This window comes from Hymenobacter norwichensis DSM 15439 (assembly GCF_000420705.1).
Lineage (GTDB): Bacteria > Bacteroidota > Bacteroidia > Cytophagales > Hymenobacteraceae > Hymenobacter > Hymenobacter norwichensis.
Genome location: NZ_ATVL01000011.1, coordinates 312,249 through 333,102, shown reverse-complemented (window position 1 = coordinate 333,102; position 20,854 = coordinate 312,249). Strand labels below are relative to the sequence as shown.

Sequence of the window (20,854 nt, the reverse complement as noted above, 5' to 3'; positions counted from 1 at the left end):
GTTCCGACGGGGTTGCCTGATTTAAACGATAGAAAATCTGCTATTTACTGTACAGAGGCAGCTAGTAAGGGTTGCTTATGCGTTCAGCCCTTCGGCAGAGGCCACTAACTCGGCTAGGTCAAAGACTTGCACGTTGTTTTCGCGCTCTTTATTTTTCACACCGTCGCTCATCATAGTCATGCAGAAAGGGCAACCTACCGCAATAATGCTGCCTTGGCTATTGGCCTTCGGGGCGGGCGTTGCGCCTTGGTTGCCACTTTCCACCCCGTAGAGGCTGGCCAGCGCAGCGGCGTTGCCGTCTAGCGTAGCTAAGGCTTCTTCGGTGCGCTCAATGTTCACGTCCTTCTTGCCGGGCTCGGGCTCTTTCCACATTTGGGCACCGCCCGCGCCGCAACACAGGCCGTTGGCTTTGCTACGTTTCATTTCCACAAGGTCGGCGTCCAGGGCCTCCAGCACCGCGCGCGGAGCTTCGTAGATGTCATTGGCGCGGCCCAAGTAGCAGGAATCATGGAATGTGATGCGGCGGCCTTTGTACGATTCACCGCCTTCCACTTTCACCCGGCCTTCGTTGATGAGCTGCTGCAAAAAGGAGCTGTGGTGCAGCACTTCGTATTCGCCGCCCAGCGCCGGATACTCGTTTTTGATGGTATTGAAGCAGTGCGGGCAGGCTGTTACCACCTTCTTGATGCCATAGCCATTAAGGGTAGCAATGTTGGTAGCCGCCTGCATCTGAAACAGAAACTCGTTGCCCGCACGCTTAGCTGGGTCGCCGGTGCAGGATTCTTCCATACCCAGTACAGCGTATTTCACGCCTACGTGCTCCAAAATCCGCACAAAGGCGCGAGTCACCCGCTTATACCGGTCGTCGAAAGCGCCGGCGCAGCCCACCCAAAACAGAATTTCAGGCGTCTCGCCTTGGGCAGCGAGGTCGGCCATCAGCGGAACGGTTATTTGTCGTTTTTCCATGGAAAAGCTAGGAGTTAGAAGCTAGGAGCCCGAATGGCTACCACCAGCTTTGAGACGATTTATTACGAAAGAAGTAAGTACTATAAGCCATTGACTGGAAGCAATAACGAATTCTAGCCCCTAGCTTCTAACCACTGTTTCCTTGTCTGCCACGTACAGATCGTCGGCCCAGTTGAACCGGTCGGAGGGCGAGAAGGCCCAAGGAGCGCCGTTGTTTTCAATGTTGCTGAACATGACGTTCAACGAATTGGGCGCCGCCGATTCCTCCAGTACCAGAAAACGGCGCATCTCAATAATGCTTTCCAGCGGATTGATGTTCACAGGGCAGGCTTCCACGCAGGCATTGCAAGTAGTGCAAGCCCACAGTTCCTCGGGCGTCACGTAGCCGCGCAGCAGCGTGTGGTTTTCCTTATCGAGCGTTTCCTGAGGGTCGTGCTTGGCTTCCGCACCGTAGAGGCTAGGGTTGAAAATCAGCGGCGAGTTGTACTTCTCTTCCACCCGGTCGCGGGTGTCCATGATGATTTTGCGCGGGGAGAGCAGCTTACCAGTGATGTTGGCGGGGCAAACCGAAGTGCAGCGCCCACACTCAGTGCAGGAATAAGCATTCAACAGGTTGGTCCAAGCCAAATCATCCACATCCTTGGCCCCGAAAGGTGTGGGCGCCAGCACCGAACCATCGGGAGCGGTGGGCGGCGCGGGTACTTGGTAGCTGGGGTCCATCATGGCTTTCACCTCGTGAGTAATGCTCTCCACATTGGAAAACTGCCCCTGGGGCACCAGTCGGGAGTAGTATACATTCGGGAAAGCCATGATGATGTGGAAGTGCTTGGAGCTAGGCAGGTAGTTCAGAAAGCACAGAATGCCCACAATATGCGCCCACCAGCCCACACGCTCCAGCACATGCAGCGCAGCTTCGTTGCTTGGAAATAAGCCTGTCAGCAGGTTGCTGATGGGGAAGGTACCCGGCATATCCACGCCCCGAAGTTGGTGCAGCTTGAGGTCAGCGGTGTTCATGGTGAATAAAGCCACCATCAGAACTACCTCTACATAGAGGATGATATTGGCGTCGAGTTTGGGCCACATGCGTAGCTCCGGACCTTGGAAGCGGCGCACAGGTGGCTTGCGGTTACGCCGCCACCAGAACGCCACTACCGCTACAATCACCAAAGCACCCAGAATTTCGTTGGTGGCCATCAGCACGTCGTAGAGCGGCCCGAGGAATTGCAAGAACCGGTGCGTACCGAACAGGCCGTCCACCATAATCTCAATTACCTCTACATTTATCACCAGAAACCCCACGTACACAATCAGATGCAGGAAAGCCGGCGTGAGGCGCTTGAACATTTTGGATTGCCCGAAAGCCACGAGCAACGTTTTGTTGAGCCGCTCACTCACGTTGCCACTCATGTCCCGGTCGCGCCCAACGAGTATGTTTGCGCGGATTTTCCGGGCCTGCCAGGCAAACAGGCCAAAGCCCGCTATTGCGACCAGCAGGAAAAGAAAGTTTTGGATGGAGAAATGCACGGAAGGGAAGTTGAGTTGGGGTTCAGGCCGAAATATACTCGGTATGCATAACAAATTACAGCTTTCGCCAGAGAAAGATTTTTTAAATAAGTGTTGCAGGTTGATTTTGGTTTACTACTTTTGTGCTCCTCAACGGCTAAAACGCCACTGAGGATACCAAGAGCTGGTAATGTAGCTCAGTTGGTAGAGCACAGCACTGAAAATGCTGGTGTCGTTGGTTCGATTCCAACCATTACCACGAAAAGCCTCTCAGATTATTCTGAGAGGCTTTTTTGTTGGTTTTCAGTTGCTGCAGCCTTTCCATGGCCAGTTCGCAAACTAAACAACAGCTCCCTTCCGCGCGTACGCAGTGCCGGGTTTGCCTATTCAGCACCCGACTTCATTACATGCGTGTTTTTCCCTTTTGGGCTGGCGTTATCCTTTTGTTAGCCAGCTTTTTCCCGCAAAGTGCAGCGGGCTATTCCGTGCTTACGCACCAAGCCATCATCGACTCTGCCTGGCGGCGCAACCTAATACCTCTGCTGGAAAAGCGCTACCCCGGCGCTACGCGAGACGAGCTGATTGCAGCCAAATCATACGCCTACGGCGGCTCTATTATTCAGGACATCGGCTATTACCCGTTTGGCTCCAGCCTATTTTCCAACCTTACGCATTACGTCCGTAGTGGCGACTTCGTAGAGAACATCCTGGCTGAAGCCAACGACCGGAACGAGTACGCCTTTGCCTTAGGTGCTCTTTCGCACTACGTGGCTGATATACGGGGACATTCCGAGGGCACGAACTTGGCTATGCCGTCAGTTTATCCGGAACTGCGCACGAAGTTTGGCAACCGTATTACGTACGAAGAAGCTCCCGTGCAACACAACCAACTGGAGTTTGCCTTCGATGTGGTACAGTTGGCCGCCGGGCGCTACCGTTCCGATGGCTACCACGATTTCATTGGCTTTCAGGTAGATAAAGATCTACTGGAGCGGGCTTTCCAGCGAACCTACGGCCTGGATCTGGGGCAGATTGTGTTCAACGTGGACCTGAGCGTTAGTGCCTACCGCTTTTCCGTGATGCAACTTATCCCAACGGCCTCCCGGGCGGCTTGGCATGCCAACCGCAGGGAAATCAAAAAACTTGATGCCCGAGCCCGCCGCCGCGACTATGTGTATCGGATCAGTCCGCAACGGTACCGTAAGGAGTTTGGTACGGCTCGCTTCGACAAGCCCGGCTTTGGGTCTAAGGTGATGTCGAAGGCGGTGAGTGTGCTGCCTAAGGCTGGCCCCTTGAAGCCGTTTGCGTTCAAGCTCCCAACCCCTGAAGCCCAGAAGTTTTTCAAGCAGAGCTTCCAGCGGGTACTCAACGACTACGGTACCATCCTGAAGAAAACCAGCCAGTCAGCCACCGGCAATCCGCCGCCCCTGCCCAACTATGACTTTGACACCGGCCTCGATACCAAACTCGGGGAGTATGCCCTAGCCGACGAGACGTACGGTGAACTGGTGCGCAAGCTTCACGAAAAGCAATTTCCGGGCATGACACCCACATTGCAGAAGAGCATCCTGAGCTTCTTCACCGACAGCCCACCCAAGCAGCCTATCGACCAGGACGAGAAAAAGGCGGCCACCATCCGCCAGACCCAGGAAGCTCTGAAGGAATTGCGGGCTTGGCAGGCCCCAGCCGAAGCTACGCCATAAGGCAAGTGGCCAGGAAAACTGCTTTCAAGTTGACAGCAAAAAAGAAAAGGGCGTTTCCGGATTGGAAACGCCCTTTTAGGTAGCGGGGACTGGACTCGAACCAGTGACCTTTGGGTTATGAGCCCAACGAGCTACCAACTGCTCCACCCCGCACTGTTTGGTTCTGCAAATGTACGAGCCTTTCTGACAAAAGCCATACCACCGCATAAAATAAGCTATTCACATCGCTTTGTTGCTGATAGTCAGCGGCTTTTTTTTCGACTTGACAGGCAAGCGTGCTCCTAAAAGTTCGCCTTGTGCTAAAAACGGCTGGTGATACCGAAGTGAATCTTGCCGGAGTTGAGAGCCAGTTTCTGCTGATTGTCGCGGCCGAGGGCGTACACGAATTGAAACTGGCCGGCCCCAGTGCGGAAGCTGAGCCCCGCGCCAACCCCTGTGGGAGAGTTTTCGCCGACCTGCGTGAGGATGTCTTGACGCAGGTAGCCTTGGTCCACGAAGGCAAAAACGTAGGCATCGGGCCCCGTGAACTGCCGGAACTCGGCAGTGCCAACAGCATACTGGCTGGCGTAGAAATTCAGCTCGTTGAAGCCTCGCAACGTAGCCAAGCCGCCTACCCGAAACAGGTCGTTGAGGAACAGACGCCGGTTGAAGAGGGCTTCCCCACGCAGGCGCGTCAGCAGCACCCCCCCACGCCCGATACGGGTGTAGCGCTCCAAGCGGGTGCTAGCGCTGACCTGCGTGGTGCGGAGCGGCAGGTCCTGGTACAGTTCTGCTTTCAGTTGCGAATTTCGACTGATGATTTTGCTACCTACCGAAGCCTGCCCGTTGGCCAGTATTCCTTGGCGCGGGAAATACGCATCGTCGAGGGTGGTCCAAGTGTAGTCGAGGCCGTAGGAGGTGAAGCGGGTATCAAGGTTGGCGGGCAGGGCGGTAGCCTGGCTATCGACGGCCAGCAGGCGGGAGCTACGCCACTCCGTGAAGAAGCTGACGCGGCCAGCCCGCGCCGTGGGGTAAGTGAGCTGAAGACGGGGCCGAAGCGTCTGGAAGGCATTCACCGGGTCGGACTGGCGGTAGAGGTTGAAGCTGCCTCCCAGCTCCAGAGGCGTGCCAAAAAACGTGGGGTGCGTGTACTGAGCGTCGAGCTGCTGCGAGTTCAAATCCACTTTGCGCCATTGCAACCCTAAGCCCTTGCCACCACCTTTGATGTTGCGCAACGCAATGGTTACGTCGCCGGTAACCTGCACGCGCTTTTGCCCGATGCCGGGCGTGGGATTGGGCAGAATGCCCACAATGGCATCAAACTGGTTGGCGGTGCGGTCTTCGAGCAGCAGATACACCCGCGCCCGACCTTTGGCAAAACGCACCTCGGGCTCGGCTTTGAGTTGCAGGTAGGGTAGCTGGCGCAGGCGGCGGGCGGCTTCCTCCACTCGCTGCTGGCTGAACGACTGCTCAGGAAAGAGCTGTAAATATTTGGTTAGAAACCGTTTGCGGACCTTCGTGCTACCGACAATTTGCAACGAGTCGAACACGATGAGCGGGCCCCGTTCCAGCAGCACCCGGCCTTCGATATCAGCACCGCGCAACTGCGCCGAATCCAGCCGGACGATGGCGAATGGGAAGCCCTGGTTTTCAGCTTCCCCCAAAATACGCTCCTGTAAGCGGCTCCACTCCTGCGGCTGAAACGGCTGGCCGCGGTAGAGTTTTTCGCGGTAGCCAGCGCGAGTCAGCAGGCCGTCGCCCAGGTTGCCGTTGCGTAACCGGGCCCACCGAAACTTCTCCCCCACGTAGAGCTGCACCCTTACCGTGTCGTGGCGCCAGCGCATTTCGTCGGCGGAGGCGGTAAGGTAGGATTCGCCCTGCAAGGCCAGCACCAACTCCCGCACCTCCCGCAGCACGGTCAACGAATCGGCCAGACTGGTTTTCACGCGGTAGTGTCGCAACAGCGGCTGGTCGGCGGCTTCGGTTTGCAGTATCAGTGTGCGCGGACGACGAACGGGCAGTGGGCGTCCAGGGGCAGGTCGTGGCACGGCTAACCGTCCAGAATCAGCCGAGGTGCGGGCACGGCTGGAATCGGGTACGGTGGGCGTCTGCTGAGGCGGCAAGTTCAAGTTGAGCGGCGGGGCCGTTTGGGCGCACGCCGGACGCAGACTACCGCTGAGTAGCAGCACCAACAACCAGTAAGCAGCGAGGCGAGCGTACATTTGGGAACACAAACGCGAAAACGAACTTTTAATTTCCTAAAGATACTTTTCAGGAAGGCTTACTTCGATTTCGGTGAGCTTTAGCGCGTCACTTGTTTTTTATTACCACTACTAGGTGCCCGGTCTTTACCTCCACATTCCCTTTTGCAAGCAGGCCTGTCACTACTGCGACTTTCACTTCAGCACTTCTATGGCGCTGAAAAGCCGCCTGGTGGAAGCCATAACCCAGGAGCTAGCCTTGCGGGCCAACTACCTGGGGCCGCAAGCCACGCTGGAAACCATCTACTTCGGAGGCGGTACGCCGTCGTTGCTGACGGGGGCGGAACTGAACCAGATTTTCGAGGCCATTCATCGTTATTTCAGGGTGGCTGCCGACGCTGAAATAACGCTGGAAGCCAACCCCGACGACCTGACAGCCAGCAAAGTACAAGAGTTGGCCGCTTCCCCCATTAATCGGCTCAGTATCGGGCTCCAAAGCTTCCACGAACCACACTTGCGGCTGATGAACCGAGCCCACTCGGCGCCCGAATCGACAGCAGCAGTGCGGCTGGCGCAAGCCGCAGGCTTCGAGAATATTTCCATCGATCTGATTTACGGCGTACCGGCTCCCGACCACCGCATCTGGGAGCAGGATTTGGCGCAGGCGTTTGCTTTGCAGGTGCCGCACCTCTCGTGCTACGCGCTTACTATTGAGCCCGATACAGTGTTTGGGCGGCAGCTGAAGAAAGGCACCTTCCGGCCCCCGCCCGACGAGTTTGTGGCCGGACAGTTCGAGATGCTGCTTGCAGAAATTGCACGCCATAGCTACCAGCAATACGAAATCAGCAACTTCAGCCAGCCCGGTCGTGAGTCGCGCCATAACTCGGCGTACTGGCGTGGGGTGCCGTATCTGGGCCTGGGGCCGAGCGCGCACTCGTTTAATGGCGAGAGTCGGCAGTACACGCTGGCCAACAATCCACAGTACGTAACGGCCGTACTGGAACGCCAGGAGGTGCCGGCCACCATCGAGCACCTCTCCCCCACCGACCGGGCCAACGAGTACCTGATGACCAGCTTGCGTACTACCCGCGGCACCGACTTACGCCATCTGCGCAGCACCTTGGGGGTGGATTTGCAGAGCCAGCGGACAGATTATTTAACGTATCTGCAAACAAGCGGCTGGGCCACGCTCAGCCCTGATGACGTGCTGATACTCACCGACAAAGGCAAGCTGCTGGCCGACCAAATAACCCTGGAACTGTTTCAAGCCACCGATTCCGCTACTTGAAAGCAGATGCAGTGGATTTAAATCCATTAAATTCCTTTGCCATCTTACAAGGCAGCCCGGCCTAACTTTGGCAGTAAGGCGACCGTGCTGACCGCTAAAGCAGCCGCACCAACCTTATAATCCGCAAAAATCCGTGACCATGAGAAGACTGATTGATGCCTTGGCCGATGACACGGACTTTTTCATCGAGCAGGTCCAGATAACGGCCATTGTGTTCGACAATTCCGACGACGTAACCATTTGGGCCACCACTTTCTTCGACCAGGAACTGCACTTCTTCCACCTGGGCCTGCAATTTCAGAGCCTCGACCTGCTGCTACGCTTGGCCGATACGCGGGCGGCAGCGTTGCAGGAAGATGTGGCCGACGCCCTGGCTACCGTCACGGAATGGCCTTGTCTGCTGGAATATACCACCGAGGAGGAGCCGCCCGTAGCCCTACCCAACGTGGCCCTCAAGCTCTCCTGCACTTACCCCGCCGACGAAATGCCTGAAGGCGAGGAAGAAGACCCGGAAACATTTATCATTGGCATGGAGGCTGATAAGGACGAAGAGGAAGACTACGAGCCCGGTGCCCCGCACAATATCTTTTACCTGGAAGGCGTGTTTCTGCGCGTAGAACCCTGATTGTCAGAGAAATAATCAACAAGCAACAACACAGCCGTCAGCAACCATATGATTTATCTCATTCCAGGCCTGGGGGCTGATGAGCGGGTGTTTCAGAACCTGCGGCCTTTGTTGCAAGTGGAAACCCGGTTGCTGCCCTGGCTCACGCCCGAACCGGATGAAAGCCTGCCAGACTATGCCGCGCGCATGGCCACCGATATTCCGCTAAACCAAACAGGCTTGCTCGTTGGCGTTTCGTTTGGTGGTGTGGTGGGGCTGGAAATTAATCGAATTCGCTCTGGGCTGCGTACCGTCCTGATTTCCAGTATTCCCGATGCCAGTTGCCTACCGCCTTTACTGCGCCTGATTCGGGCAACGCGGGCGTACCGACTATTCCCGCCGCAGTGGTTGAAGCTGTTTCCGCGGGCCGGTCAATGGTATTTCGGCGTCAGCAACGGCGAAGAATATCAACTCTTCAAACAGATTCTGCACGATATGCAGCCGCTCTATACCCGCTGGGCCATCGACCGACTCCTACACTGGGACAGCACTCACGTCGGACGCAGCACCCAGATTCTGGGCACCCACGACCGGGTATTCCCGCCTGGTCCTACCCCCGTGGACTATCTCATCCAGGGCGGCGGCCACTTTATGGCCTACAGCCACGCCCAAGAAATCAGCGAGATTCTGAACAAGATAGCCGCGGAGACCGACTGTTGATTTACTGGTCTGTTGGTTGATGCTGGCAGACGACAACCGATCCGACGGCCGAAAAGCCGTCAGACTGGAGTAACTGGAACTGAGTATACTGTTTGGAAGCCGCTGTAACAATGCGTGGCAGCTACTACACAAAGCACTGAACGCTAACTGGTAACTATTAACAATCAGCAAATTACTCCATGCTTGCTACCTATCCGCATCAGGGCCGTACGTTTTCTTTCAACCCCGCTGCACCACACGACATTTCCTTACCCCTAGCGCCAGGCGAAAATCAGGTGAACTGCTTTTGGGCAGAGCCGGTACAGTTTGATGTAATCCGGGTGGGAGATTTTGTAGGGAGCGTGGCTGATGGTGGCAGCACCAACTACAAACGGGTGCACCTGACCCCACACGGCAACGGCACCCACACCGAGTGCTACGGCCACATCTCACCCGACCCGACGGCTACTCTTAACCGCTGTTTGCGCCGCTTTCTATTTGTGGCCCGGCTGGTTTCAGTGCAGCCCCGGCCCCAGCCCAATGGCGACCAAGTGGTAATGCTAGCTGATGTGCAGCGTGAGCTAGACGGCGGCCCCGATGCGGCCATTCGGTCCGAGGCACTCATTCTGCGCACTCTGCCCAACCACAAAGTCAAACGCACCCTACAATATTCCGGCACCAACCCTATCTATCTGGAGCCTGCTTTGGCCCACTACCTGGCCGCCAACCACATCGAGCACCTGCTCCTCGACCTGCCCAGCGTGGACCGCGAAGAGGATGGTGGTGAACTGCTAGCCCACCACGCATTCTGGCAGTACCCTCATGCTACCCGTCAGCAAGCCACCATCACCGAGCTAATCTTTGTGCCCGATGAGCTAGAGGATGGGCTCTATCTGCTGAACCTACAAATCACCAGTTTAGAATTGGATGCTAGCCCAAGCAAGCCGATACTCTATCAGTTGCATTACAACTCGTAGCATTTTTTTATAGGAGCCTGCCTTGTTAACAAAGTAAGTGACAACACTCCAACGCAGAAAAGGCCACCCTGTATGGGCGGCCCTTTCTGCGTTGCGAAGCCAACTACTTACGTAAGTCGGCGCCAACTAAAACTACTCGGCGGCTACTACAACAGCTTCGGTAGCTGCGGCAGGTACTACCGTTACGAACGAGCGGTCCTGGCGGCCCTTGCGGAACTGCACCGTGCCGTCGATCATAGCGAACAGAGTGTGGTCTTTGCCGATACCCACGTTCTGGCCAGGGTGGTGCTTGGTACCACGCTGACGCACGATGATGTTGCCGGCAATGATGGACTGACCACCGAAAATTTTCACGCCGAGACGCTTGGAATGCGATTCACGACCGTTGTTGGAGCTACCTACGCCTTTCTTGTGTGCCATGGTATTATTTAGCTTTTAGCTACTAGCTGTTGGCCGTTAGCTTATGTTCGAGGAAAAGCCCGATTCGAAAAAAGCAGAAGCTAACAGCAAATAGCCATCAGCTAACAGCTTTAAATCTAGCCGATGCTGTTGATCATTACTTTGGTGAACTGCTGACGGTGGCCGTTCAGCTTGCGGTAGCCCTTGCGGCGCTTCTTCTTGAAAACAAGAACCTTGTCGCCCTTTACATGGGCAAGGATAGTACCCGTCACGGCTACGTCCAACAGGGGCGAGCCAATGTTCAGGGTTCCGTTATCATCGGTGAGCAGAGCTTTGCCCAATTCTACGGTATCGCCAACATTGCCAGCCAAGCGGTGGGCGTATACAAATTTATTGGCTTCGACCTTGGTCTGCTTACCGGCTATATTGACAATTGCGTACATCGGCGTCTTCGCGGTTTCTGAAAAATGGAAGGCAAAAGTACGAGTACCATTTTACAAATCCAAACCCTAACTCATTAAACCTCATTACCCAACCATTTTAGCGGTTGAGAAACCAACCCTGAAACCGGTGGATACTAGACGCGCGAATACACTTTTTGTGGACAACTGCAATTATCCACACGGCAATTGTGGATAACACTGCGTAAAACAGTCTTTTTCAAGGTTTTTTCAGTTGTATTCCTAGAATAAGGCTTACTCCTAAAATAGGGTTCATGCAGAAAAATTAACAGAGAAAAAATGGTTTTGGCCAGCCGACCTTCCCGTATGTGGGGGTTATATTTGGTGCATCAACCTTCCGGCGGCCTAGGTGAGCACAACTGAACAATCTGCTTCAACGGTGGGTTAGGCACTGTGCTTGGCTTGGTAGCCTGCTCTTATTTAGACGCCTATTCACTTTTTGCTTTTCTCTTATGGAACCTCTGCTCATCGAGAATCCCAACCGCTTCGTCTTGTTCCCTATCCAGAACAACGACGTGTGGCAGATGTACAAGAAAGCCGAAGCCTCGTTCTGGACGGCCGAGGAAATTGACTTGGGACAGGACCAGAAAGACTGGGACAACCTCAACGATAACGAGCGGCATTTCATCAGCCATGTGCTGGCTTTCTTCGCGGCCTCCGATGGTATCGTGAACGAAAACTTGGCCGTCAACTTCATGCAGGAAGTGCAGATGCCTGAGGCACGCTGCTTCTACGGTTTCCAAATTATGATGGAAAACATTCACAGCGAAACCTACTCGCTGCTGATTGACACTTACATCAAAAACGTGCAGGAAAAGGACCGCCTCTTCAACGCGCTGGAAACCGTGCCGTGCGTGAAAAGGAAAGGCGAGTGGGCTTTGAAATGGATTAATTCCGAAGACTTTGCTGAGCGCATTATTGCGTTTGCTGCCGTGGAAGGAATCTTCTTTTCGGGCTCGTTCTGCTCGATTTTCTGGCTGAAAAAGCGGGGCCTGATGCCCGGTCTGACGTTTAGTAACGAGCTAATTTCGCGCGACGAAGGACTGCACTGCGACTTCGCCTGCCTGCTCTACAGCTACCTTCAAAACAAGCTACCCGAAGCCCGCGTGCACGACATCATCCGTGATGCGGTAACCATTGAGCAGGAGTTCGTGACCGACGCGCTGCCCGTGAACCTGATTGGGATGAACGCCAACAGCATGTCGCAGTACATTGAGTTTGTGGCCGACCGGTTGTTGGAGTCTTTGGGATACAGCAAGATTTACAACGCCACCAACCCCTTCGACTTCATGGAAATGATTTCGCTGCAAGGCAAAACCAACTTCTTCGAGAAGCGGGTGGCTGAATACCAGAAAGCTGGCGTGATGAGCGAGCGGACGGAAAACGCCTTCTCGCTGGACGAAGATTTTTAACCAGCTTTCAGTACTTGAATAAAAAAGGCCAGCGTGTTCAGCGCTGGCCTTTTCTGTTTACTGTCAACTACATAGCCAGTATTCTATTTTTTAGTTATACATGCAAGCTGGGGCGGTGCTATTACCTTTAAAGCCATTTCCGGTGCTATTCTCTATCCTTGGTTTCGTAATTAAGCGTACCAATTGCTTTAAGCTACTATCATGGCTACTCTGCTTGCCTGTGTTATTATCGACGATAACGAAATAAACCGCTTCACGCTGGAACGGGCCGTGGAGCGGCACGACCAACTGACACTGGCCGCGTCGTTTCCGGATGCAGTGGAAGCCCTAACCTATTTCCACGACGGTGGCCCGGTGGACGTGCTGCTGCTGGACATTGAAATGCCGCACATCAGTGGGTTGGAGCTAGTAAAACTGCTACCCGAGCCGAAACCCGCTATCATTCTGGTGACTACGCACGCTTCGTTTGCTGTGGATGCTTTTGAGCTACGGGTACTCGACTACTTGGTGAAGCCGGTGAATTACGCGCGGTTTTGCCAAGCTATTGCCCGCGTCACGGAACAGCATCAACCAGCCTCGCCAGCCCTCAGCGCCGCTGTACCCACCGATATTTCCGCCACTGGCACCGACCTATTTGTGAAAATCAACGGAAAGCTGCAACGCATCAATTTCGAAGATGTGCTTTTCATTGAGGCGCTTTCCACCTATGTGCTGCTAGTAACTGACAAGCACAAGCACATTGTAGGAGGCACGCTCAAGAACATGGAAGACCGGCTGCCTTTCCGCCATTTCGTGCGGGTGCACCGCTCCTACATTGTGAACCTACACCGGGTAGAAGCACTGGAAGACAATATGTTGCGTCTGGGCCACCACGAAGTACCGGTGAGCCGCCCGTATCAGGAGCAGCTCACGCAGCGGCTGGGGGCCCTGTAGACTAGCTTAAGACACAGCGGGCAATTGCTCGGGCAGAGCCTCCAATACGCGGTTTACTTGCCGAACCAGTTGCCGCACGGCGGCCGTGCGCAGGGTGGCGGCTTTGGCGCCGGGGCGGGGCTGCTCCATGAGTAGCTGCAATGGCTGGGTGAGAGCTGCTACCCCAAACTGCACCAGATTGGGCTTGATATGATGCACCAGCTTGGCTACCTGCGCCCACTGCCCGGCGGCAGCCGCCGTTTGAATTTGCTGGATGCTAGGCGGAATATGCAACAAGAACGACCGGATAATGCGCTCCACGAAAACAGTGTCGCCGTCGGCTAGCTCATGCACTAAGGCTAGGTTGTAGAGTGGTGTGGGTGGGGCTTGCACCAACGCCACTAGCTTGCGGTAGAACTCTTCTTCTTTGAATGGTTTGGTTAGGCACTCATTGATGCCGGCTTTTAGGTACCGGTCGAGGTCGGAGCGGAAGGCATTGGCGGTGAGGGCCAGCACCGGCACCTGGGCCCGCTCAAACTCGGGGTGCAGCCGGATTTGAGTGGTAGCCTCCACTCCACTCATGCCCGGCATCTGGATATCCATCAGGATAGCATCGTAGTGGTGCTGGGAGTGCAGGTCCAAGGCTGTGGGGCCGTCTTCAGCTTCGTCTACCTCCACACCCCAGCTTTGCAGCAGCAGGCGCACCACCTCGCGGTTGATGTGGTTGTCTTCCACTACCAGCACCCGCCGTTTGTGCAGCGCTCCGGTGTCGGTGAGGGCTGGGCTCGACTCGTTTTCACTGCCTTCGGCTAGCGGCAGCGTCACGGTGAACTGAAACGTGCTACCGTTGCCCGGCTGGCTTTCCACGGTAATAGCGCCGCCCATCTGCTCGACGAGGGCGCGGGCAATACCCAAGCCCAGACCGGTGCCGCCGAAGCGCCGCGCGGTATCAGTACCAGCCTGCACAAAGTCCTCGAAAATATGGTCAAGCTTATCGGCGGGAATACCAATACCCGTATCCGTCACCCGAAAACCAGCCGTGAGGTGGGTTTCGGTTTCGCTTATCAGGAAGCCTCCTATTGAAACGCTGCCATCGGCGGGAGTGAACTTGAGAGCGTTGGACACCAAGTTGATAAGCACTTGATTCAGCCGAAATGGGTCGCCCATCACCCGAGGCAGCGGCTCCGACTGCAATAGCAAAGCAACGTGGAAGTTGATGCATCTTTCGGTGGCCTGCACAGCCAGGGGCCGCAGGGCTTCTTCCATAGAGGCGCGCAAATCAAACGACATCTGCTCTAACTCCAGCCGCGCCGAGCTGATTTTGGTGAGGTCGAGCACTTCATTAAGCACGGCCAACAGATGCTCGCCCGAGGCTTGAATGATGCGCAGCAGTTCGCGCTGGGTTTGGTCGAGGGAGGTTTTGGTAAGCTGGCGGGCCATGCCCAGCACCCCGTTCATGGGCGTCCGGATTTCGTGGCTGAGGTTGGCCAGAAATGTTTCCTTGGCCTGCGCCGACGTTTCAGCTTTTTCTTTGGCGCGTTTTAGCTCAGCTTCCGTCTGCGTCCGTTCCGTGATGTCGAGGGCACATAGCAGCACGTATGGCGGCTGCCCCGGCGGGTCGAGGCGGTTAGCGCGATAAAGCAGGTGCCGATGGGCACCTTCGGGAGTCAGCACTGGCAGTTGGCCTTGCACCGCCGCCCGGGCCATTTGAAACTGCGCTATGTAGGTAGCTCCAGCCTGGACCTGGTCGGCGCTGGGCGTAAACTCGCTTAGCGGGGTACCCAGCAGATGCATGGCCGGGCGTTGCAGAAGGCGCGCGAAGGCGTGGTTACAGGAGAGCAACACACCTTGCAAATCGTGGGTGGCTACGGCGGCGGGTAAGTCGCGCAGGAGCTGCCCGGCCGGGCTCTTAATGGTGTCTTCGGCGGAGGCAGGCGACGAAAGCAGGCGGTAACTAAACAGCTCGGAGCGGGCTGCCCCGTTGGAGGCCGGCAGCAGCACATAGTCCTGGGTTAGCATGCGGCCGTCGCAGAGCGGTATTTCTTCGCCTAGTACAGGCTGTTGCGCGGTGCGGTGCTCCTGCATTTGTTGCGCGTACTGCTTAGCATGCACCATCAGACGCTGCAACCGGGCCAGTAGTGCATCGGCCGGCTGGCCCACCCAATAGGTTGGGGGCTCCGGGGCGCCTAGCAGTTGGCACAGCGCCTCATTGATACGCTCGATAGTTCCATCAGGCCCAACCAGAAGCCGACCGGGCTCGGCTTGCTCTACCATACCAGCCAACCGGCGCTCGGCAGTGGTAGCGCGCTCGTCGGCTTCGCGTAGCGCCTGCTCCAGCTCCGCAATGCGCATTTCGGCTTCGGATGGAATGAATGGGCGCGCAGATGGGAACGGCATGCAAAACAGGATAAGGGTGGCCAGTATCAACTATGCTGCTCCGGCAGCAGGTTCCCGGTTTAGTTGAGAGGGCTCAAGAGATACGTCACGTGGTGAAAGGCTGGGCATTTCCATTCACTGTAAAAATACGACCGTTCACTGCAAAAAAGTGGCAATCCGGCAGAAAGTCCGGCAGCCGGCTCAGCGCTGCCCTATCCTTGTAATGTCAACGGGGCACAAGGGCTGCCGAGTCAAGCAAATCACTCGCTTCGCCAACTACCCGCCTACTTCGATTTACATCTCATTCATTTTCAACATTTACCAACTTTCCATCATGGCTTACTCTACCAACACCCCCGCCGGTCTGACCGTACAAGAAATCATCGATTCGCTGCCGGGCCTGATGGCCGTAGCCGTAGTTGACATCCAGTCGGGCATGGCCCTGGCTTCGCACAGCAACACTCCCGGCTTGAACCCCGAAACGGCCGCTGCTTACAACACCGAAGTAGTAAAGCAGAAGCAAAAGGCCATGTCGGCCCTGAAGCTGCAAGGCGAGAAGATTGATGATATCCTCATCACCCTCACCAACCAAATTCACCTCATCAACCTGACCGACGACGGCAAGAAGTTCATCTATCTGGCGGTGAATTCGCGCGACACCAACCTGGCAATTGCCCGCGACGTGTGCCGCCAGAGCGCTGAGTTGCTGAAGTAAGGCATACTGGGCCATCGGGCCTATGATGGAAAAAGCCGCCCCGAAGTGGGGCGGCTTTTTTCGTGTTGCAAGGGGGCTTTACTCCTAGCCTGGTGCGCTGCCACCGAGCCCAACGGTTACCAAAGGAGCACTATGGTATTAACGTCTATACTCTTATACAACTGCCCTATGAACCCTACCTTCGTGTCGCCCTGCTTTGCCTGCCGCCGCCGTATTCGCTGGAATGGCCAGCCGCTGTTTACGGATTGCTCGTGCGTGAACTACGGCCGCGGTACTACCACCGTGGCGCTAGTAGCTGCGGCCACGCTGGCTGTGGGCGGGCTGTGGTGGTATTTGGAACGGAATAAATAAACCTTGCCGCCGACTTCGGTTACACTCAGTCGCCAACGTATGCTTAAAAGCCGAATACCTCGAAGCCACCGTCTACGCTCAGGCACTGGCCGGTGATGTAACGGGCGGCAGGCAAGCACAGGAAAGCCACGGCCGCTGCCACTTCCTCCGGCTCGCCAATGCGGCCGAGCGGGGTGCGGTCCAGCACCTGTTTCAAGTAATCGGGGTTGCGCAGCACGGTTTCAGCTAGCGGAGTTTGGATGTACCACGGTGCCACCGTGTTGACGCGGATACCCGCGCTGGCCCACTCCACAGCTAGGTTGCGGCTAAGTTGGTTGAGGGCAGCTTTGGTCATGCCGTAAATGGCCCCGGTGCGCACGTGCGTAAGGCCAGCCACCGACGAAATATTAACGATGCTGGCGTTGCCGGCCGCTTGTAACTGCGGATATGCGCCTTGGCACAGCCCAAATGCCGACTCCAGATTGGTGGCTAGCAAATGCTGAAATTCCGCCGCGGAGTACTCGATGGTAGGCTTGCGGATGTTGGTTCCCACATTGTTGACGAGGATATGCACTGCCGGTCCCAACTGCGCTGCTGCTGCTAGCACTTGCTGCCGCCCAGTTTCTTGGCTAACATCGGCGGCTACGGCGTGGGCCTCGAAGCCGGCGGCGCGCCACGCGGCTACCTGTGCTTCCAGTTCGGGAGCTTGGCGGGCCACCGCTAGTACCGTTGCTCCGAAGGCCAACAGCTCGGCGGCCACAGCGGCGCCAATACCTTTGGATGCACCCGTTACAATGGCTAGCTGACCAGCTAGGCTCCATCGGGTTTGTAAAAGAGCAGAAGGTTGAGTCATATAGGTAGGAAAAGATATGTGTAAAACTATGGCCTTTCAGTGCTCCTGCAAGCAAGTAAATCAGCATTAAAACTATATTAATAAAATAGAATCAAGATTAATTATCACTTATATTATTAGTATATTTCAAATTATATACTGCTTGATAGGATATATTTTTAACGCAAACGATTACATATTGACAAAAGTGTAAATTGGCTATACGCTTACCAAAAAGTAAGCACCCGTTCTATCCTTCCTTTCCAACCAACTCATTATGTTAAAAAAGTACCCTGTAGCAGCGCTCCTTTTAATGGGCGCGCTGCCTGGCTCATCGGCTTTTGCCCAGGATGCCACCAAAGCTGCCAAAAAATTCATGGCCGAAGATGGCACACCGGCCCTCGTCCAGTTTCGGGCGGAAGCTCCCGCTTACACGCTTAGCCAAGCCCGGCAGGCATTTGTGGAGCAGCTCCAGCTCAGCAACGACGACCAGATGCTGCGCGCCCGCACCGAACTCGACAAACTAGGCTTTGCCCATGAAAAGTATACCCAATACTACAAAGGCATCAAGGTAGAGCACGCCACCTACACGCTGCACGCCAAACAAGGCAAAGTGGAAAGCATGAGCGGCCAAGTGGAGCGCATCAGCAACTTGAGCGTAATGCCTTCCGTGGACGCCAAAGCCGCCCTGCAACGAGCCCTTTCTTTTGTGGGGGCCAAGAAGTACATGTGGGAAGACCCAGCAGAGGAAGCGGGCTTGAAGCAGCAGGAAAACAATCCGGCCGCCACCTACCGGCCTCAGGGTGAACTGGTGATTGTGCGCAACGAGCTAAGCACCAACCCTGCCCGCACCGGCAAACCCACGCTAGCCTGGAAATTTGATGTGTACGCGCAAAGCCCAGTGAGCCGCGCTTACGTGTACGTAGATGCCCACTCCGGCGAAGTGGTGTTGCAGGATGCCATTATCAAGCACGCGGCAGCTACCGGCACGTTTGCCACCAAGTACTCGGGCACCCAAAGTAGCGCCACCAGCACCACCACTGGCGGCTATTACTTGCGCGAAGCCACCCGTGGCTCGGGTATTGAAACTTACAATTGCAAGAAAGGCAACAGCTACACCAACGCCGTTGACTTTGTAGACGCCGACAACAGCTGGACCGAGTACGCCAACGCCAACTTCGATAACGCCGCCCTGGATGCTCACTGGGGTGCCCAGGCCGTGTACGACTACTGGAAGAACGTGCATGCCCGCAACTCCTACAACAACGCCGGCGCTAAAATCAAGAGCTACGTGCACTTTGATGATACGCCCGGCGACGGTAAAGGCTACGAAAATGCCTACTGGAACGGCTCGGTAATGACCTACGGCGACGGGTACACCCGCTTCGACCCCTTGACCTCGCTGGACGTATGCGCCCACGAAATCGGGCACGCCGTGTGCTCCAGCACCGCCAACCTCACGTATTCCAACGAATCGGGTGCTCTGAACGAGGGCTTCTCCGATATCTGGGGCGCGGCCGTGGAGTATTACAAGGACCCCAACAAGGCAACCTGGCTGATTGGCGAGGACATCGACAAAGTGCGGCCTTCGCTCCGCTCAATGAGTAACCCAAATGCCGAAGGCCAGCCCGATACCTACAAAGGCACCAGCTGGTACAGCGGCACCGGCGACAACGGCGGCGTGCACACCAACAGCGGCGTACTCAACCACTGGTTCTACATCCTGAGCGTGGGCAAAACCGGCACCAACGACATCGGCAGCGCCTACAGCGTAACCGGCATCGGGATTGATGCCGCCGCCAAAATTGCCTACCGCACCGAAAGCGTGTACCTCACGGCCTCGTCTAACTACGCAGCGACACGCACCTATTCCATCCAGGCCGCTACTGACCTGTATGGTGCAGGTTCGGCGCAGGTAACAGCCGTAACCAACGCCTGGTACGCCGTGGGCGTAGGCGCTGCGGCTGGCGGTGGCACTACCACCCCGCCACCTACTACGGTTGCGTACTGCACCAGCAAAGGCACCAACGTCAGCTACGAATGGATTGATCTGGTGAGCCTCGGTGGCATCAACCGCACTTCCAGCAAAGACGCGGGCTACTACGATGGCACGGCCCTGAACGCCAACGTAACGGCCGGCACTTCGCAAACCATCAACTTCTCGGCGGGCTTCACTAGCACGGCTTACACCGAGTACTGGAAAATTTTCATCGACTATAACCAGGACGGTGACTTCTCTGATGCCAGCGAAACCGTGGTGAGTGGCAGCAGCAGCAGCGCGGCTACGCTCAGCAGCACCTTCACGGTGCCCGCTACGGCCAAAACCGGCAAAACCCGCATGCGGGTTCTGATGAGCGACAACGCGGCCACCACCAGCTGCGGCTCTTATAGCTACGGCGAAACCGAAGATTACAGCATCACCATCTCGGGCGGGGCAGCCGTTGCGGAAACTGGTTCTGCTAACGGTGGCAACATGGGTTTGCTCACTCAAACTACCACCCAAAACCTGGAGCTGTACCCCAACCCAGCCACCGACGTACTGCGCCTTACCATGCCCAACAACATTGCCATTACCTCGGTAACGGTAACCGATTTGCGGGGCGTGAAAGTGCTTGGTGTACAAGTGGAAGGCAATCAGCTAAACGTTGCCACCTTGGCGAAAGGCATCTATACCCTCACTGCCACCGATGGCCAGAAGGTGTTCCACCAGCGCTTCGTGAAGCAGTAGCCCTTCAAGCTTCTGGCACTTCCCTACCGTAGCTACATAAAAAAGGCCCGTCTTCCGACGGGCCTTTTTTATGTAGCTACGGTAGGGAAGCAGTTGCGCTTAACGGCCCCAGGGAGCGTATTCCAGTTTCAGTTCGGCAATACCGTATCCGTCGTTCTGGCTGGGGTTAGCACGGGTGCTGATGTCGTCGAGGTGGTCGGTGGTGGTAAAGTAGTACGCCCCCTCCAATGTGGCATTCAGTTTAGGCGAAAGCCGCAGCACCACACCCAGGCCCACCGGAGCCACTACAGCTAGAGCGGGGTAGTCGTTGCGTTCAGGGTTCAGGAACACGGTTCGCTCGTCGGGGCGGGTGGTACCGCGGTACGATTTGGGGTTGTAGAGCAATAAGCCGGCACCGGCTTTTATGTAAGGCTTCACCAAGGCTGGAGCCTTTTTGCGGTTAGCATATGCACCTTCGTCGCGCAGCAACTCATACCGCAAGAACGTAACGCCACTCGCATTGCGCCCACGGAAGGCATAGCCCCGCTCAGGCAGCTGGTCTTTGGCGCCAATCTGGAAATACGTGCCCTCGGCCCCAATCACCCAGTGCGGCCGTAGCAGATACACCATTCCCAGGCTAAAGCTACCGCCCACAAAATTCTCGGAGAGGCTGCTGCCTAAGTCCCCGCTGTAAAAAGCCGCCCCACCGCCAGCCGTGAAACGCACTGGCCCTCGGTGATAAGCGCGTGCTTGGCCATCATAATGTTTGCGGCGGCGCTCCGGCCTATCT

18 protein-coding genes and 2 tRNA genes are annotated in these 20,854 nt (G+C 56.1%); 11 read left to right on the top strand and 9 right to left on the bottom strand.

The window, feature by feature from the left end; genetic code table 11:
• Nucleotides 1-75 precede the first annotated feature (75 nt).
• Both G536_RS0122100 and G536_RS0122095 read right to left on the bottom strand, forming a co-directional pair.
• Entirely contained in the window at nt 76-936 is an 861-nt protein-coding gene (locus tag G536_RS0122100) for a (Fe-S)-binding protein (protein ID WP_022825788.1), read from the bottom strand.
• A 150-nt stretch (nt 937-1,086) separates the two neighbouring features.
• Complete coding sequence (locus tag G536_RS0122095; RefSeq protein ID WP_022825787.1) at nt 1,087-2,490, bottom strand: 4Fe-4S dicluster domain-containing protein; 1,404 nt, start codon at nt 2,488-2,490, stop codon at nt 1,087-1,089.
• 165 nt (nt 2,491-2,655) lie between these two features.
• Here G536_RS0122095 and G536_RS0122090 point away from each other — a divergent pair.
• Together G536_RS0122090 and G536_RS0122085 are read left to right on the top strand one after the other, a co-directional pair.
• Nucleotides 2,656-2,728: transfer RNA gene (locus tag G536_RS0122090), tRNA-Phe, on the top strand.
• Between the two features lie 226 nt (nt 2,729-2,954).
• Nucleotides 2,955-4,172: a zinc dependent phospholipase C family protein gene (locus tag G536_RS0122085; RefSeq protein WP_169515142.1), complete on the top strand. Its 1,218-nt coding sequence runs from the start codon at nt 2,955-2,957 to the stop codon at nt 4,170-4,172.
• A gap of 80 nt (nt 4,173-4,252) precedes the next feature.
• Here the strand turns inward: G536_RS0122085 and G536_RS0122080 are convergent.
• A tRNA-Met gene (locus G536_RS0122080) sits at nt 4,253-4,325 on the bottom strand.
• Between the two features lie 146 nt (nt 4,326-4,471).
• Nucleotides 4,472-6,373, bottom strand: a complete 1,902-nt coding sequence (locus tag G536_RS29370) for a BamA/TamA family outer membrane protein (RefSeq protein ID WP_084708784.1) — start codon at nt 6,371-6,373, stop codon at nt 4,472-4,474.
• 115 nt (nt 6,374-6,488) lie between these two features.
• Here G536_RS29370 and hemW point away from each other — a divergent pair, with 115 nt between their 5' ends.
• The 4 genes from hemW (at nt 6,489) to G536_RS0122055 (ending at nt 9,920) form a co-directional block, all read left to right on the top strand.
• A complete protein-coding gene (hemW, locus tag G536_RS0122070) occupies nt 6,489-7,640 on the top strand; it encodes a radical SAM family heme chaperone HemW (RefSeq protein ID WP_026880480.1) in 1,152 nt (383 codons plus the stop codon).
• A gap of 139 nt (nt 7,641-7,779) precedes the next feature.
• Nucleotides 7,780-8,265 carry a hypothetical protein gene (locus G536_RS0122065; protein ID WP_157530844.1) on the top strand — a complete coding sequence of 162 codons (486 nt, stop codon included), beginning with the start codon at nt 7,780-7,782 and terminating at the stop codon, nt 8,263-8,265.
• A gap of 48 nt (nt 8,266-8,313) precedes the next feature.
• Nucleotides 8,314-8,964, top strand: coding sequence for an alpha/beta fold hydrolase (locus G536_RS0122060; protein WP_022825783.1), 651 nt, complete (start codon nt 8,314-8,316; stop codon nt 8,962-8,964).
• A gap of 179 nt (nt 8,965-9,143) precedes the next feature.
• Nucleotides 9,144-9,920, top strand: coding sequence for a cyclase family protein (locus G536_RS0122055; protein WP_022825782.1), 777 nt, complete (start codon nt 9,144-9,146; stop codon nt 9,918-9,920).
• A gap of 132 nt (nt 9,921-10,052) precedes the next feature.
• Here G536_RS0122055 and rpmA read toward each other — a convergent pair whose 3' ends face one another.
• Nucleotides 10,053-10,340: a 50S ribosomal protein L27 gene (rpmA, locus tag G536_RS0122050; RefSeq protein ID WP_022825781.1), complete on the bottom strand. Its 288-nt coding sequence runs from the start codon at nt 10,338-10,340 to the stop codon at nt 10,053-10,055.
• Between the two features lie 116 nt (nt 10,341-10,456).
• Nucleotides 10,457-10,762: a 50S ribosomal protein L21 gene (gene rplU, locus G536_RS0122045; RefSeq protein WP_022825780.1), complete on the bottom strand. Its 306-nt coding sequence runs from the start codon at nt 10,760-10,762 to the stop codon at nt 10,457-10,459.
• 470 nt (nt 10,763-11,232) lie between these two features.
• Here rplU and G536_RS0122040 point away from each other — a divergent pair, with 470 nt between their 5' ends.
• Nucleotides 11,233-12,192: a ribonucleoside-diphosphate reductase small subunit gene (locus G536_RS0122040; protein WP_022825779.1), complete on the top strand. Its 960-nt coding sequence runs from the start codon at nt 11,233-11,235 to the stop codon at nt 12,190-12,192.
• A gap of 201 nt (nt 12,193-12,393) precedes the next feature.
• Nucleotides 12,394-13,125 (top strand): LytR/AlgR family response regulator transcription factor, encoded by a 732-nt coding sequence (locus G536_RS0122035; RefSeq protein WP_022825778.1) that lies wholly within the window; start codon nt 12,394-12,396, stop codon nt 13,123-13,125.
• 6 nt (nt 13,126-13,131) lie between these two features.
• Here G536_RS0122035 and G536_RS31090 read toward each other — a convergent pair whose 3' ends face one another.
• The gene (locus G536_RS31090; RefSeq protein ID WP_157530842.1) at nt 13,132-15,501 is read right to left on the bottom strand and encodes a response regulator; all 2,370 of its coding nucleotides are present in this window, start codon (nt 15,499-15,501) and stop codon (nt 13,132-13,134) included.
• Nucleotides 15,502-15,814: 313 nt separating this feature from the next.
• Between G536_RS31090 and G536_RS0122020 the strand changes: the two genes are divergently transcribed.
• Together G536_RS0122020 and G536_RS0122015 are read left to right on the top strand one after the other, a co-directional pair.
• On the top strand, nt 15,815-16,195 hold the full coding sequence (locus G536_RS0122020; protein WP_051167075.1) for a hypothetical protein: 381 nt from the start codon (nt 15,815-15,817) through the stop codon (nt 16,193-16,195).
• Nucleotides 16,196-16,363: 168 nt separating this feature from the next.
• Nucleotides 16,364-16,546 (top strand): hypothetical protein, encoded by a 183-nt coding sequence (locus tag G536_RS0122015; protein ID WP_022825774.1) that lies wholly within the window; start codon nt 16,364-16,366, stop codon nt 16,544-16,546.
• A 43-nt stretch (nt 16,547-16,589) separates the two neighbouring features.
• Here the strand turns inward: G536_RS0122015 and G536_RS0122010 are convergent, their stop codons facing one another.
• A complete protein-coding gene (locus G536_RS0122010) occupies nt 16,590-17,378 on the bottom strand; it encodes an SDR family oxidoreductase (protein WP_022825773.1) in 789 nt (262 codons plus the stop codon).
• A gap of 292 nt (nt 17,379-17,670) precedes the next feature.
• Between G536_RS0122010 and G536_RS0122005 the strand changes: the two genes are divergently transcribed.
• Nucleotides 17,671-20,085 (top strand): M4 family metallopeptidase, encoded by a 2,415-nt coding sequence (locus tag G536_RS0122005; RefSeq protein WP_051167065.1) that lies wholly within the window; start codon nt 17,671-17,673, stop codon nt 20,083-20,085.
• A gap of 99 nt (nt 20,086-20,184) precedes the next feature.
• On the opposite strand, the gene G536_RS0122000 is transcribed toward G536_RS0122005, so the two are convergent.
• Nucleotides 20,185-20,790 carry a hypothetical protein gene (locus G536_RS0122000; RefSeq protein ID WP_033370670.1) on the bottom strand — a complete coding sequence of 202 codons (606 nt, stop codon included), beginning with the start codon at nt 20,788-20,790 and terminating at the stop codon, nt 20,185-20,187.
• Between the last annotated feature and the right edge of the window lie 64 nt (nt 20,791-20,854).

Bases quoted from the DNA above. Each gene is read 5' to 3' on its own strand.
- G536_RS0122100 (WP_022825788.1), bottom strand. From the start codon at position 936: ATGGCCGACCTCGCTGCCCAAGGCGAGACGCCTGAAATTCTGTTTTGG.
- G536_RS29370 (WP_084708784.1), bottom strand. From the start codon at position 6,373: ATGTACGCTCGCCTCGCTGCTTACTGGTTGTTGGTGCTGCTACTCAGC.
- G536_RS0122065 (WP_157530844.1), top strand. From the start codon at position 7,780: ATGAGAAGACTGATTGATGCCTTGGCCGATGACACGGACTTTTTCATC.
- G536_RS0122060 (WP_022825783.1), top strand. From the start codon at position 8,314: ATGATTTATCTCATTCCAGGCCTGGGGGCTGATGAGCGGGTGTTTCAG.
- G536_RS0122055 (WP_022825782.1), top strand. From the start codon at position 9,144: ATGCTTGCTACCTATCCGCATCAGGGCCGTACGTTTTCTTTCAACCCC.
- rpmA (WP_022825781.1), bottom strand. From the start codon at position 10,340: ATGGCACACAAGAAAGGCGTAGGTAGCTCCAACAACGGTCGTGAATCG.
- rplU (WP_022825780.1), bottom strand. From the start codon at position 10,762: ATGTACGCAATTGTCAATATAGCCGGTAAGCAGACCAAGGTCGAAGCC.
- G536_RS0122040 (WP_022825779.1), top strand. From the start codon at position 11,233: ATGGAACCTCTGCTCATCGAGAATCCCAACCGCTTCGTCTTGTTCCCT.
- G536_RS0122035 (WP_022825778.1), top strand. From the start codon at position 12,394: ATGGCTACTCTGCTTGCCTGTGTTATTATCGACGATAACGAAATAAAC.
- G536_RS31090 (WP_157530842.1), bottom strand. From the start codon at position 15,501: ATGCCGTTCCCATCTGCGCGCCCATTCATTCCATCCGAAGCCGAAATG.
- G536_RS0122020 (WP_051167075.1), top strand. From the start codon at position 15,815: ATGGCTTACTCTACCAACACCCCCGCCGGTCTGACCGTACAAGAAATC.
- G536_RS0122015 (WP_022825774.1), top strand. From the start codon at position 16,364: ATGAACCCTACCTTCGTGTCGCCCTGCTTTGCCTGCCGCCGCCGTATT.
- G536_RS0122010 (WP_022825773.1), bottom strand. From the start codon at position 17,378: ATGACTCAACCTTCTGCTCTTTTACAAACCCGATGGAGCCTAGCTGGT.
- G536_RS0122005 (WP_051167065.1), top strand. From the start codon at position 17,671: ATGGGCGCGCTGCCTGGCTCATCGGCTTTTGCCCAGGATGCCACCAAA.